The 13188-nt window shown below is 70.7% G+C and carries 12 protein-coding genes; 8 read left to right on the forward strand and 4 right to left on the reverse strand.

Translation table 11 applies throughout. The features are described from left to right. Positions 1-264: 264 nt before the first annotated feature. Positions 265-2193, reverse strand: a complete 1929-nt coding sequence (locus QBE02_RS06725; RefSeq protein WP_279367627.1) for a BglG family transcription antiterminator — start codon at positions 2191-2193, stop codon at positions 265-267. 189 nt (positions 2194-2382) lie between these two features. Between QBE02_RS06725 and QBE02_RS06730 the strand changes: the two genes are divergently transcribed. The 8 genes from QBE02_RS06730 to QBE02_RS06765 all read left to right on the forward strand — a co-directional run bounded on the left by QBE02_RS06730 (position 2383) and on the right by QBE02_RS06765 (position 10041). Beyond that, entirely contained in the window at positions 2383-2709 is a 327-nt protein-coding gene (locus QBE02_RS06730; RefSeq protein ID WP_056226764.1) for a PTS sugar transporter subunit IIB, read from the forward strand. Positions 2710-2729: 20 nt separating this feature from the next. Further along, complete coding sequence (locus QBE02_RS06735) at positions 2730-3005, forward strand: HPr family phosphocarrier protein (RefSeq protein WP_056226762.1); 276 nt, start codon at positions 2730-2732, stop codon at positions 3003-3005. Positions 3006-3020: 15 nt separating this feature from the next. Beyond that, complete coding sequence (gene ptsP, locus QBE02_RS06740; protein ID WP_279367628.1) at positions 3021-4706, forward strand: phosphoenolpyruvate--protein phosphotransferase; 1686 nt, start codon at positions 3021-3023, stop codon at positions 4704-4706. Between the two features lie 95 nt (positions 4707-4801). Beyond that, entirely contained in the window at positions 4802-6466 is a 1665-nt protein-coding gene (locus tag QBE02_RS06745) for a PTS mannitol transporter subunit IICB (protein ID WP_279367629.1), read from the forward strand. 105 nt (positions 6467-6571) lie between these two features. Beyond that, positions 6572-7009 (forward strand): PTS sugar transporter subunit IIA, encoded by a 438-nt coding sequence (locus tag QBE02_RS06750; RefSeq protein ID WP_056226758.1) that lies wholly within the window; start codon positions 6572-6574, stop codon positions 7007-7009. Beyond that, a complete protein-coding gene (locus QBE02_RS06755) occupies positions 7006-8157 on the forward strand; it encodes a mannitol-1-phosphate 5-dehydrogenase (protein ID WP_279367630.1) in 1152 nt (383 codons plus the stop codon). Before QBE02_RS06750 ends, QBE02_RS06755 begins: the two co-directional genes overlap by 4 nt. A 21-nt stretch (positions 8158-8178) precedes the next feature. Continuing rightward, the gene (locus tag QBE02_RS06760) at positions 8179-8961 is read left to right on the forward strand and encodes an alpha/beta hydrolase (RefSeq protein WP_279367631.1); all 783 of its coding nucleotides are present in this window, start codon (positions 8179-8181) and stop codon (positions 8959-8961) included. 231 nt (positions 8962-9192) lie between these two features. After that, positions 9193-10041 carry an endonuclease domain-containing protein gene (locus QBE02_RS06765; RefSeq protein ID WP_279367632.1) on the forward strand — a complete coding sequence of 283 codons (849 nt, stop codon included), beginning with the start codon at positions 9193-9195 and terminating at the stop codon, positions 10039-10041. 305 nt (positions 10042-10346) lie between these two features. Here QBE02_RS06765 and QBE02_RS06770 read toward each other — a convergent pair whose 3' ends face one another. The 3 genes from QBE02_RS06770 to QBE02_RS06780 are packed head-to-tail and all read right to left on the reverse strand — an operon-like array spanning position 10347 to position 13164. Beyond that, a complete protein-coding gene (locus tag QBE02_RS06770) occupies positions 10347-11453 on the reverse strand; it encodes an adenosine deaminase (RefSeq protein WP_279367633.1) in 1107 nt (368 codons plus the stop codon). A gap of 23 nt (positions 11454-11476) precedes the next feature. Further along, on the reverse strand, positions 11477-12766 hold the full coding sequence (locus QBE02_RS06775) for a thymidine phosphorylase (protein ID WP_279367634.1): 1290 nt from the start codon (positions 12764-12766) through the stop codon (positions 11477-11479). Further along, a complete protein-coding gene (locus QBE02_RS06780) occupies positions 12763-13164 on the reverse strand; it encodes a cytidine deaminase (RefSeq protein WP_013583709.1) in 402 nt (133 codons plus the stop codon). Before QBE02_RS06780 ends, QBE02_RS06775 begins: the two co-directional genes overlap by 4 nt. Positions 13165-13188: the final 24 nt, after the last annotated feature.

The raw sequence follows: 13188 nt of genomic DNA on the forward strand, positions 1-13188 counted from the left end.
GCAGCCTGAGACGCACAGCGCATAGCGCACGACTCGTGCGCCAAACTGCCCCTGCCGTTCGACATCACGCCGTCGCCCAGCGGGGCCGGGGCGGCCGTTCGGGGCGGCGGATGTGGCCCCGGGACCACGAACCACGCCCCGGAGCCACGAATCACGCCCCACAACGACCGAGAGAGGTGCCATCCACGCCCCGGAGCCACCAACTACGCCCCACAACGCGTGAGAGACGTGCGGGCAAGCTTCGACCGGCGGCGAGGACCCGCCTCAGCCGTCGATCACCGCGACCAGTTCGTCCAGGAACGCGGGGAACGACACCGCGCGGCGGACGATGCGCTGCACGCTGTCGCGCTCGCTGAACACCTCGACGAACTGCTCGAACACCGTCTGGAAGGCCTCGCGGTCGGTCTCGCTGAAGGCCACGAGCGCCACGACCTGCACGCGACCCTCGCCCCATGCGATCGAGGGGTCGGCGATGCCGATGGCGATGCGGGTCTGGGTCGCCGTCATGCCCATCGCGTGAGGCACGGCGAGCGCGTCGGTGAACGCGGTGGACGAGATGGCCTCGCGCTCCACGGCCCGAGCCACGTAGGCGTCGTCGATCACGCTCTGCTCGACGAGCATCCCGCCGAGGCGTCGGATGACGCCGGCCTCGCCGTCAGCGGCATCCAGCCCCCGCACAAATGCCTCGGGCGCGAAGTACCGTTCGAGCTCGGCCCGCAGGCGCGCCAGACGCCGCCCGCGGCGGATGCGACCGGCGGCGGCTTGCACGCGCTCGACGTCGGCGTCGGTGAGGAACGGCTGGATCCGCACGAACCGGTCGCCCGGCCGCGGCGGGTCGATGGTCGTGAGCACGAGGTCGGTCTCGATCGAGTCCCACGCCGGGTCGATGCGCGTCTCGACGCCCACGACCTCGATCGCCTGGCCGAGCGAGCGGTCGACGCTCGAGCGCAGGAGCTCGTGCAGCTCGTAATACCCGGGGCACACGATCGTCGCCGTCAGCAGTTGGTCGGCGCGGCGGCTGCGCTCGAGGCGGCCGCCGACGTGCATCGCGATGTAGGCGATCTCGTCGTCGAGGATCGGGATGCCCAGGCCGTCCTGCAGCCCCTTGGCGATGTAGACCGCGACCTCGAAGATCATCGGGTACGTCGACTTCAGCGACCGCGTCAGCGGATTGCGCGACCACGCCTGCTCACGCGAGCGGTGCAGAAGGTTCTGCACGTGCAGCGCCAGGCGCAGGATGAAGTCGTCGTGGGCGATGTCGACGAGGAACTCGGATGCCGCGTTCTCGACGACCCGGCGCACGGCCACCTCGACCGCCGGGTCGAGGCGGGAGCGCACGTCGTCGCCGGCCGGGGAGCCGGGTGCGACGATGCGGGTCAGCACGAGGGTCGCGAGGTGGCGCAGGTCGCCCGAGCCGAGTTGCACGCCGATGTGCTTCACCGTCAGTCGGTCGAGCAGGGCGACGACGGCGGCCGCGGCATCCGACGAATCCCCGCCCGGGGAGCCAAGGGCCCGATCGCGCGTGGTGCGGTCGGCGGCGATCGCGATGTGCATCACCACGTCGCCGATGCCGATCTCGTTGACGTAGTAGCCGAGGGCGCCGAGTTCGGCGACGAGTTCGGCTTTGAACGGCCCGAACGCGCGGGCGCCGACCGACTGCTCGCCGAGCGTGCGACGCAGGGCGTCGAGGTCGAAGAGCCCGGCGTCCATCTCGTCGTGCGCCAGTTTCGACAGGAGCCGGCGTTGGGCGACCTCGGTTCCGCGCAGGCGGGCGGTGGATGCCGAGCGCTCGAGCGTCAGCTCCGTTCCGCCGAGCAGTCCCCGCACGCGTGACAGATCCGCCTCAAGGGTCGCGGCACTCACGTGCAGGGCGTCCGCCGTGTCGAAGACGTCGATGCCGTCGGCGGAATCCAGGAGCCGCCGGACGAGGGTGTGCAGACGGTCGCGGGGGGTGCCGGCATCCGTTCCGGTCAAGGCCCGAAGGGCTGCGGCGGCGTCGGACCCGGCGCGATAGCCGAGGGGCCCGGACTCGATCGCCGCTCCGCCGGGGACGCGGGCGTTGATCGCCGTGACATAGGACCGGACACTGCGCGGGGTCACCCCGAGTGCGTCGGCGAGAGACGCAGCGGTCGACCATTCCCCGTCCCGCAGCAACAGGGCCAGCAGGCGGTCTTGGCGAGCCTTCGTCGTCACGATCCGTCCTCCGCACCGCCCCGGTTGGCAGCGTTCCATCCATCCTTTCACGCCCGTCCGCACCGGGCGCGGCTCGGGACGGCGCGCGCAGGAGGCGGCTGCGGCATCCGCGTTCCGGGGGGTGGGAAACGAACCTGGTTGTCCGCTGTGAGACAGGTGCGGACAATCGAGAGGAAGAAAGGCCGGTCGATGAGGATCCTCGTGGTGTGTGGAGCGGGTGCGTCGAGCACGTTCGTCGCGCAACGCGTCCGTCGTGCTGCGCACGAGAAGGGCCTGGACTACTCCGCCTCGGCGGGAACCTCGCGGTCCCTCCCGATCGACCTCGACGCCGCCGATCTCGTGCTGGTCGGCCCGCACCTCGCCCCCGAACTCGAGCGCATCCGCCTCGAGGCCGCCCCGCGCGGCGTGACCGTCGTCCTGCTGCCCGACGACGTCTTCGCCGACCAGAGCGGCACCCGAACCCTCGCCCTGGTCGAGGACGCCCTGCGTTCCGCCCAGCCCGCGGACACGATCTGAACTCGACGGAGAGGACACCCATGCCCCACCTGACACGCACCGTCCGCATCGGATCGTCGCACGGACTGCACGCGCGCCCCGCGAAGCTCTTCGCGCAGGCGGCGAAGGACTCCGGCATCCCGGTGACCCTCGCCAAGGACGCGGGGAAGCCGATCAACGCCGCGAGCATCCTCGGGATCATCGCGCTGGGACTCGAGCAGGGCGACTATGTGACCCTCACCGCCGACGGCGACAACGCCGAAGCGACGCTGGAGCGCCTCGCGGAGCTTCTCACCACCGACCACGACGCCGAGTAAAGGAAATACAGCACCATGACGGAACTCCGTGGAGTCGGAATCGGACTGGGCGTGGCCCAGGGACCCATCGCGCGCATGGCCGAGCCCCTGCCCGCCCCGAAGGACGCCAAGAGCGAGCTGAGCGTCGACGACGAGACGGCGCGCGTGCGCGAGGCCATCGGTGCCGTCGCCCGCGAGCTCGAAGCCCGCGGCGCCCAGGCCGGCGGCGCCGCCCGCGACGTGCTCGAGGCGCAGGCGATGATCGCCGAAGACCCGACCCTCGAAGCCGAGGTCGACGCGCGCCTGGCCGCCGGCAAGACCGGCGAGTTCGCCGTGCACGACGCCTTCGCCTCGTTCCGCGAGCAGCTCGTGGCCCTCGGCGGCTACCTCGGCGAGCGCGCGGCCGACCTCGACGATGTCGCCCAGCGCGTGATCGCGCGCCTGCGCGGCGTCGCGGCCCCCGGCATCCCCGACCCCGGTCACCCCTTCGTGCTGGTCGCGAAGGACCTCGCCCCCGCCGACACCGCCCTGCTCGACCTCGACAAGGTGCTGGCCCTGGTCACCACCGAGGGCGGCCCGACCTCGCACACCGCGATCCTCGCGCGCGAGAAGTCGATCGTCGCCGTCGTGGGCGCGGCCGGAGCGAAGGACCTCGTCGACGGGCAGTCGGTCATCGTCGATGCCGCCGCCGGCGTCGTGACCGTCGACCCGAGCGACGACGAGAAGGCGCGAGCCGCCAACCGTGCTGAGGCGCGCGCAGCCGCGGCATCCGCCCCCATCACCGACGGCGCTCTCGCCGACGGCACGAAGGTTCCGCTGCTGGCCAATCTCGGCAAGCCCGGCGGAGCCGCCGAGGCCGTCGAGCTCGGCGCCGAGGGTGTGGGCCTCTTCCGCACCGAGTTCCTCTTCCTCAGCTCCAGCTCGGCCCCCACCGTCGAGGAGCAGCGCGCGGCGTACACCGAGCTGCTCAGCGCCTTCCCCGGCAAGAAGGTCGTCGTGCGCGTGCTCGACGCCGGCGCCGACAAGCCCCTGCCGTTCCTCAACGACGCGCACGAGGAGAACCCCGCGCTGGGTCTGCGGGGCCTGCGCGCCCTCCGTGCCAGCGAGGACATCCTGCGCGAGCAGCTGACGGCTCTCGCCGAAGCGGATGCCGCGACCCGGGCGTCCGAGGCCGGCCCCGCCGACCTGTGGGTCATGGCGCCCATGGTCTCGACCGTCGAAGAGACCCGGTACTTCACCGCCCTGGCGAAGGACTACGGCCTGAAGACGACCGGCGTCATGGTCGAGGTCCCCTCGTCGGCCCTCCTGGCCGACCGCATCCTCGAGATCGCCGACTTCGCCTCGATCGGCACGAACGACCTGACGCAGTACACGCTCGCCGCCGACCGCCTGCTCGGCTCGGTCGCGTCGTTCCAGGACCCGTGGCATCCGGCCGTCCTCCGCCTCATCCGCGAGGTCGGCGCCGCGGGCCGCACGCACGGCAAGCCCGTCGGCATCTGCGGCGAGGCCGCGGCCGACCCCATGCTCGCCGTCGTGCTCGTCGGGCTCGGCGCCACCACGCTGTCGATGGCCCCCACAGCCCTCGCCGACGTGCGCGCGACCCTGCTCGCCCACACTCTCGACGATGCCCGCCGCATCGCCGAGGCCGCCCTGGCCGCGGACGACGCGGCCTCCGCCCGCGAGGCAGCGCAGGCCGCCTCCACCCTCGTCCACACCCCGTAAACCCCGGGGCGGTTCCGGCCGCCCCGTCGACACCGCGGCGTCAGCCGCATCCCCCATACGGCCCCGGCCGTGCAGTCAGTCAAGGAGACACAGCAATGACGACGACGTCACCCACCAAGAAGCCGGGAGGGGCTCGGATCGCGGTTCAGCGATTCGGCACGTTCCTCTCCGGCATGATCATGCCGAACATCGCGGCATTCATCGCATGGGGCTTCATCACCATGCTCTTCATCCCCGCCGGATTCTTCGGTGCCAAGAGCCCCTTCGGCTGGCACTGGTCCCCGGTCGCCGAGATCCTCGGCGGAGGCGGAAACGCCGCGACCATCAACTGGCCCGGGGCGATGACCGCGCTCACGGCCAACGAAGACGGCAGCACCTACCAGGGCTACGTCGGCCTGGTCAGCGTCATGATCACCTACCTGCTGCCGCTGCTCATCGCCAACACCGGTGGGCGCATCGTCTACGGCGCCCGCGGTGGCGTCGTGGCGACCATCGCCGTGATGGGCGTCATCGTCGGCACCAACATCCCGATGTTCCTCGGCGCGATGATCATGGGCCCGCTCGCGGCCTGGGTCACCAAGCAGATGGACAAGCTGTGGGACGGCAAGATCCGCCCCGGCTTCGAGATGCTCGTGAACAACTTCTCCGCCGGCATCCTGGGCATGATCCTCGCGATCGTCGGCTTCTTCGCCTTCGGTCCGGTGTTCCTCGGCATCAGCGCGGTCCTCGGCAGCATCGTCGCGTTCCTCGTGCAGTTCAACCTGCTGCCGGTGCTGTCGATCATCGTCGAGCCGGCCAAGGTGCTGTTCCTCAACAATGCGATCAACCACGGCGTCTTCACCCCGCTCGGCATCGAGCAGGCGGCGGAGTCGGGCAAGTCGATCCTGTTCCTCATCGAGGCGAACCCCGGCCCCGGCCTGGGTCTGCTGCTCGCCTTCACCTTCTTCGGTGTCGGTGCGGCCAAGGCCTCGGCTCCCGGCGCGATCATCATCCAGTTCCTCGGTGGCATCCACGAGATCTACTTCCCGTACGCCCTCGCGAAGCCGATGACGATCCTCGCGCTGATCGCCGGTGGCGCCTCGGGTGTCGCGACGAACATGATCTTCCAGGGCGGACTGGCCTTCCCGGCGGCTCCCGGCAGCATCATCGCCGTCACCGTCGCCGCCATCGGCGCCGGTCCCGCCAACCTCCTCGTGGTCTACCTGTCGGTCGTCGTGGCCGCCGCGGTGACCTTCCTGGTGGCCGGCGTCATCCTCCGCGCCTCGCGCAAGCGCGACCAGGAGGCCGAGGGCGACAGCTTCGCCGCCGCGATCGACCAGACCGCGGCCAACAAGGGCAAGGAGTCCTCCGCCCTCGGTGCCCTCCGCACCCGCGCCGCCGGAACGACCGGCTCGGGCACGACCGAGGCGGCCGACCGCGACGTCGACGCCGCCCTCGGCGGCACCGCCGGCGCCGTGACGACCAAGCAGCTGAACAACATCGTGTTCGCCTGCGACGCCGGCATGGGTTCTTCGGCCATGGGCGCCAGTGTCCTGCGCAACAAGATCAAGAAGGCCGGCATCGACGGCGTCACGGTCACCAACCAGGCGATCGCGAACCTCGACGGCTCGGCCGACCTGGTCATCACGCAGAACCAGCTCACCGACCGCGCGAAGGCGCAGTCGCCTGACTCGCTCCACGTGTCGGTCGACAACTTCATGAACTCGCCGAAGTACGACGAGGTCGTGGAGATGGTGCGCGCTCAGCACGAAGCCAAGTAATTCCCTTAGCACGCCAGGGGTCGGTGCGTCAGCCCGGCCCCTGGCGTCTTCCCGTCCGGCCCGCGGTTTGCGAGGCTGGACAGCACGACGAGAAAGGCGAGAACCATGTCGAACGTCCTCCGTAGCGAATCCGTCCGCATCCACCCCGGCAGCGCCACCCGCGAGGAGGCGATGAAGGAGGCCGCCGACCTGCTCCAGGCCACCGGCGCCGTCACCGCCGACTACTTCGCCGCCATGCAGCAGCGCGAAGAGACCGTGTCGACCTACATGGGCAACGAGCTCGCGATCCCGCACGGCACGAACGAGACCAAGCAGGCGATCCTCGAGTCCGGCCTGTCCGTGGTGCGGTACGACGGCGGCGTCGACTGGGGCGGGGAGCCCGTCACCTTCGTCATCGGCATCGCCGGCAAGGGCGACGAGCACCTCGAGATCCTGTCGCAGATCGCGATCCTGTTCTCCGAGGAGGACGATGTCGCGCGCCTGAAGGCCGCCTCCTCCCCCGAGGAGCTCTTCCAGGCCCTCTCGGGCTCCGTCAACGCATGAAGGCCGTCCACTTCGGCGCCGGCAACATCGGCCGGGGCTTCGTCGGTCTTCTCCTGCACGAGGGCGGGTACGACCTCGTCTTCTCCGACGTCTCAGCGGCCCTCGTCGAGGCGATCAACTCCGCGTCGTCGTACACCGTCCACGAGGTGGGCGAGGGCGGCGTCGACAAGGAGGTGACCGGCTTTCGCGCGATCGACAGCTCCGTGGATGCCGAAGCGCTCGTCGACGAGATCGCCACCGCCGACGTGGTGACCACCGCCGTCGGCCCGACGATCCTGAAGTTCGTCGCCCCGCACATCGTCGCGGGTCTCGCGCTTCGCGACCCCTCGCTCCCGCCGCTGCAGATCATGGCGTGCGAGAACGCCATCGGGGCGACCGACCAGCTGCGCGAGCACGTGGTCGAGCTCGCCGGCGAGTCCTGGGATGCTTTGGCATCCCGTTCGGTCTTCGCCAACACCGCGGTCGACCGCATCGTCCCGGCCCAGTCCGGCGGCGGCGTCGACGTCACCGTCGAGCCGTTCTACGAGTGGGCGATCGAGCGGCCGCCCTTCGGCGACAACCCCCCGCACATCCCCGGGGCGCACTTCGTCGACGACCTCGAGCCCTACATCGAGCGCAAGCTCTTCACGGTGAACACCGGGCACGCCACCACCGCGTACTTCGGTGCGCAGGCGGGCATCGAGCGCATCTCGGACGCCCTGGCGGACCCCGAGATCGCGGCGAAGGTCGAGGCCGCGCTGGAGGAGACCAGCGCGCTGCTGGTCGAGAAGCACGAGTTGGATGCCGGCGTGCAGGGCGAGTACCGCGCGACGATCCTGCGCCGCTTCCGCAACGCCGCCCTGCCCGACACGGTGTGGCGCGTGGGGCGTCAGCCGCTGCGCAAGCTCTCGCGTCACGAGCGTTTCGTCGGACCCGCCGCCGAGGCCGTGGAGCGGGGCCTGCCCGTCGACGCCCTGGTCGCCGCCATGGCCGCCGCACTCGAGTTCTCGGACGCCGAGGACACCCAGGCCGTCGACCTGCAGCGCATGCTGCGCGAGCTCGATGCCGAGGCGTTCACGGCGGAGGTCACCGGCCTCGACCCCGAGCACGCGCTGTACGCGCGCATCGTCGAGATCGTCGCGGCGCGCAAGGCGGCACTGCCCGCCTGAGCCCCGCGTTACCCTCGAGAGGTGACCGACACGACCCCGTCCGACGCCGGCGGAGCGCCCCGAGCGCCCCGCCGGCGTCGTCGTCTTCTGCGCTGGATCCTCGGTGGTCTGGGCGCGATCGTGGTGCTGCTGGTGGGCGGCATCCTGATCTACAGCCAGGTGGGCGTCATGGGCGCCGAACCCGAACCGCTGTCTGACGCGCAGACGAACCCCGGGCTCACCATCACCGCCGACGGGTCCGGCATCGTCCTCTCCCCCACGTCGGGCGCGACCGGGCAGGGGCTGGTATTCATCCCGGGGGCGAAGGTCGCGGCCGAGGGGTACATCGCGACCTTCGCCGATACCGTCGTCGACGACGGCGTCACCGTCGTCATCACGAAGCCCTGGCTGAACCTCGCGTTCTTCGACCCGCGACCGCTGTCGACCTTCACGGACCTCGCCCCCGACGTGTCGACCTGGGCGGTCGGCGGCCACTCCCTCGGCGGCGTGCGGGCCTGCCAGTTGGCATCCGACGCCGACGCCCTCGTGCTGTTCGCCTCGTACTGCGCGAACGACCTCTCGGCATCCGGTCTGCCCGTTCTGAGTCTGTCGGGTTCGGAGGACGGCCTGTCCACACCGCAGAAGATCGCGGATGCCAAGGGCGAGCTCCCGGCGAACACGACTTTCGTCGAGATCCCCGGCGCCTCGCACGCCTCCTTCGGCGCGTACGGCCCGCAGCCGGGCGACGGCACCCCGACGGCAGACCCGGCCGAGGTCGACCGCGTGATCGCCGCGCAGCTCGCCGGCTTCCTCCCCCGGCCCTGACGCGCGGGCCCGGCGCCCAGTCGTCGCGGGGCAGGCGGACGGCGGCGCGAGCGAAACTCCTGAGAATCTCTCCGCTCAATCACCGTCGGCGGGGCAGCAGGCCCGTCTGGCGCGAAAAGTCAGGAGTCTGGCACGAGCGAGGGCTGAGACACCGGTTCCTCCCCAGCATCCGTTATCCACAGCTCGGGCCCTCGCCGCACTGGGGGCGACCAGACCGACCAGTGTGAGCGGATGACGTCCCTTGATCCTTGGCGCGACGAGAACCGGGAGTCCGTCTGGACGACCCACGAACTGCACGCTGCCGGGTGGACGCGGCGCGCTCTCAACCGCGCCGTCGCAGACGGCGTTCTGACGCGCGTGCGGCAAGGGCGGTTCGTCGCGGCGGGCGCGCACGACGACATCGTCGCAGCGGCGCGTCTGGGTGGGCGACTGGACTGCGTCGCCCTCCTGGCCCTGCGCGGGGTGTTCGTCCATCGTCACTCGCACCGCCATGTGCAGCAGGACCCGCTGGCGAGCCGCCGACCTCCGGCACCCCGCGACGTTATCTACCACTGGCGTCCGTCATCAGCGCCACGGGACCGCGCCGCGGTCGACGTCGTCGAAGCGCTCGCGCAGGCCATCCGGTGCCAACCGCCACGGTCTGCGGTCGCCACGCTCGACAACGCCTGGCACCTCGGGCTCGTCGATGAAGCGGACGTCAGCGAGGTCTTCGCACGTGTCCCCCATCGATTCCACGCCCTGCGCCCACTGCTGGACTCGCGTGCCGAAGCGGGGACAGAGTCGCTGGCTCGCCTTCTTCTGCGTCAGCTCGGCTGCCATGTCGAACCACAGGTTCAGATCGGCGGCGTGGGGCGTGTCGACCTGCTGGTCGATGGATGGCTCATCGTCGAGTGCGACAGCGAGCAGTTCCACAGCGGCTGGCACGTGCACAAGAAGGACCGGCGCCGCGATATGGCGGCTCTGGAACGCGGCTACGCGACGCTGAGGCTGCTCGCCGAAGACATCCTGTACCACCCGGACCGTGTCCGCGCCGCACTCGAGCGCATTCTGGGGCACGGCGCCCCCGGGCCGGACTCCTGAGTTCAGGACCCTGCAGCACCGCGATCCGCTCGTGGGACGGCGTCCGGGCAGATCCCTCAGGAGTTTCGCACGCCCCGCGCGCCCGGCGCGGTCGCCCCGCGCGGTCGCCCCGCCCGCACCGCCGTGGGCGGAACCGGGGGGGGGGGCGAAACTCCTGAGAATCGGTGCGGTCGCGCCCGGCTCCGGGGCCTCGCCGGCGCAACGAGCGCGAATGTCAGGAGTTTCGCGCGCCGTGCGATATTCCCGCCGCCTTTGCGAACGACGACGGCGCCCATCGAAACGATGAGCGCCGCCTCGTTCGCGCGTCAGCGCTGGAAACCCTCCGAGATGATCTCGATGAGCTCCTCGCGCTCCTCCACCGGCAGGAAGGCCCCGGCGGCCGCGTTGAGCTGGAAGGCCTCGAGGTCATCGAGGTCGTACTCGAAGGCCTGAGCGAGCAGACCCAGCTCGCGCGTGAGCGTCGTCGCGCTCATCAGGCGGTTGTCGACGTTCACGGTGACCGAGAAGTCGAGCTGGTACAGCAGGTCGAACGGGTGGGCGTCCATCGTGTCGCCCCAGGCGGTGACGGCTCCCGACTGCAGGTTCGAGGTGGGCGACAGCTCGAGCGTGATCTCGCGGTCACGCACCCAGCGGGCGAGGTCGCCGAAGGTGACCTGCACCTCCTCGCCCTCGCGCGAGACGACGTCGAGATCGTTGGCGATGCGCACGCCGTGACCGAGGCGGAGCGCCCGTCCATCGAGCAGAGCGGAGCGGATGGATGCCAGCCCCGCCCCCTCCCCCGCGTGCACGGTGGTGGGGAAGAACTGCTCGGCGAGGTAGTCGAACGCTTCGCGGTGCCGCTGCGGCAGGAACCCGTCCTCGGGGCCGGCCAGATCGAAGCCGACCACGCCGCGCCCTCGCCACGACACGGCCAGCTCGGCGATGTCCCGGGCGTTGTCGTTGTGCCGCAGGGCGGTGAGCAACTGCCCCACCCGGATGTCGCGACCGCGGGCGTCCGCGGCATCCTCTCCCGCTTCGATGCCCTCCTGCACGGCATCCACGACCTCGTCGAGGCTGAGCCCGCGCGTGAGGTGCTGCTCGGGCGCCCAGCGGACCTCGCCGTAGACGACGCCGTCCGCGGCGAGGTCTTCGACGAACTCCTTCGCCGTGCGCACGAGGCCCTCTCGCGTCTGCATGACGCCGACGGTGACCGAGAACTTCTCGAGGTAGTCCTCGAGAGAGCCGCCGTCGATGTGGTCCGAGAACCAGGCCTCCAGACCCTTCGCGTCGTCCGCGGGGAGGTCGAGATCGACCTCCTCGGCCAGTTCGAGGACGGTCTGCGGGCGCAGACCGCCGTCGAGGTGATCGTGCAGCGAGACCTTCGGAAGATCGCGCAATTTCCGGCCGCCGATGCGGAGGTCGTCGGATGCCATGGTGCTCCTCTTTCCGGATGCCATCACGCGGTGATGCGCTCGCGCACGATCGGGGACGCCGCGGGCGCGGTGTCACCGATCTCGAGGGCGCCCTCGACGGCGCCGAGGGCGCGTTCGAAGCGCGACTCATCGTCGGCCGACAGGGTGAACAACGGCTGACCGGCGGCGACCGTCTGACCGACGGTCACGTGCAGGTCGATGCCCGCGGCGTGCACGACGGCGTCCTCGGCACGCGCGCGGCCCGCGCCCAGGCGCCAGGCTCCGATGCCGAAGGGCAGGGCCTCGACGCGGGTGACGACGCCCGAGCGCTCGGCCACGACCGTGTGCGTCTCGCGCGGCGTCGGGAGGGCGGCATCCGGGTGTCCGTCCTGCGCGCGGATCATGCGCTTCCAGACGTCCATCGCGCGCCCGTCCGACAGGGCCGCCTCGACGTCGGCGTCCGGCTGCCCCGCGAGGCTGAGCATCTCGCGCGCCAGAGCGACCGTGAGCTCCACGACATCGGCGGGGCCGCCACCGGCGAGCACCTCGACCGATTCGCGCACCTCGTTGGCGTTGCCGATCGCCAATCCCAGCGGGGTGTTCATGTCGGTGAGCAGCGCCGTGGTGTTCACGCCCGAGTCGGTGCCGAGGGCCACCATCGTCTCGGCGAGCTCGCGCGCACGGTCGATGTCCTGCATGAAGGCGCCGGAGCCGAACTTCACGTCGAGCACGAGCGAGTCGGTGCCCTCGGCGATCTTCTTCGACATGATGCTCGAGGCGATCAGCGGGATCGCCTCGACGGTGCCCGTGACGTCGCGTAGCGCGTACAGCTTCTTGTCCGCGGGGGCCAGGCCCGTGCCCGCGGCGCAGATGACCGCGCCCACGTCGCGCAGCTGCGCCATGATCTCGTCGTTCGACAGAGCCGCACGCCAGCCGGGGATCGACTCGAGCTTGTCGAGCGTTCCGCCGGTGTGACCGAGACCGCGGCCGGAGAGCTGCGGCACGGCGACGCCGAACGCGGCGACGAGCGGAGCCAGCGGAAGGGTGATCTTGTCGCCCACGCCCCCGGTGGAGTGCTTGTCGACGGTGACCTTGCCGAGCGAGCCGAAGTCCATGCGCTCGCCCGAGGCGATCATCGCGTCGGTGAGCACGCGGATCTGGTCGCGGCCGAGGCCGTTCAGCAGGACCGCCATGGTGAACGCCGACATCTGCGCGTCCATGACGTACCCACGCGTGTAGGCGTCGACCAGCCAGCGGATCTCGCCCTCGGTGATGGCCCGCCCGTCGCGCTGGGCGCGGATGATGTCGACGGCGTCGTACTGCTCGGCGCTCATCGTGCCGCCTCCTCGAGGTCGCGGGGTCCGAAGGCGTCGGGGAGCACTTCGTCGATGGTCCGGATGCCGCTGACGGTCTCGAGCAGCATGCCCGGGATCGCGTGCTCGAACAGCAGCTGACGGCAGCGACCGCACGGCATGAGGGTGCGACCTTCACCGTCGACGCAGACGAAGGCCACCAGCTGGCCGCCCCCGCTCATGTGCAGGTCGGACACCAGTCCGCACTCGGCGCACAGCGTCACGCCGTAGGAGGCGTTCTCGACGTTGCACCCCGAGACGATCCGTCCGTCGGCGACGAGCGCGGCGGCTCCCACCTTGAATCGGGAGTAGGGCGCGTAAGCGCGGTGCATGGCATCCGTGGCGGCCGAACGGAGTTCGTCCCAGTCGATGTCGGTCATCGTGGAGTGGTGGATCCTCTCGTG

Origin of the sequence: Microbacterium testaceum (assembly GCF_029761935.1) — a bacterium.
Lineage (GTDB): Bacteria > Actinomycetota > Actinomycetes > Actinomycetales > Microbacteriaceae > Microbacterium > Microbacterium testaceum_A.